Source organism: Oscillibacter sp. UBA6647, from assembly GCA_002455655.1.
Lineage (GTDB): Bacteria > Bacillota > Clostridia > Oscillospirales > Oscillospiraceae > Oscillibacter.
The window spans coordinates 817-1234 of the sequence record DKLF01000023.1 but is presented as its reverse complement, the minus strand read 5'-3'; the positions used below and the strand labels follow the sequence as shown (position 1 = coordinate 1234).

General features: G+C 45.9%; 2 protein-coding genes. One reads left to right on the top strand and one right to left on the bottom strand.

Annotated features, from left to right (window positions below; translation table 11 throughout):
- A complete protein-coding gene (locus B2W96_RS01890; protein WP_349680125.1) occupies nt 1-129 on the top strand; it encodes an acetyl-CoA hydrolase/transferase C-terminal domain-containing protein in 129 nt (42 codons plus the stop codon).
- Here the strand turns inward: B2W96_RS01890 and B2W96_RS11805 are convergent.
- The coding region (locus B2W96_RS11805; RefSeq protein ID WP_414692954.1) for a hypothetical protein at nt 108-418 on the bottom strand (311 nt) is incomplete at its 5' end. The genes B2W96_RS01890 and B2W96_RS11805 overlap by 22 nt on opposite strands.

The following is a 418-nucleotide window of genomic DNA, read 5'->3' as shown; positions in this document are numbered from 1 at the left end:
GTGGCGACAGAGTACGGTGTGGCCAAGCTGTCAGGTCTTTCTTTAAAAGAACGGGCAGACGCAATGATCTCCATTGCACACCCTGACTTCCGGGAAGAATTGGCCCGTTATGCACAGGAAAACTTTTGATGGCGGACCCAAGATAAGGGGCTGTAAACAGCGAGTTCAATCAATTGATAGGCACCAGCCGGGGTGGAAAGGCAACAAAGATTCACGCCATGGTAGAGTGCTTTTTTCTCAAACTCAAAAACTTTAGATGCATTGCACCCAGATATGATAAGCTCGCCAGCTCGTTCCTGGTCTTCGTTTACCTTGCTTTCAGCCTTATTTTGTTGAAATAGCATAGCGGGGACGACTTTTAAGAAACGCTCTAAACGATTCAACCAAAGTAGTTTGCGTATATAGTAGCGAACATGAA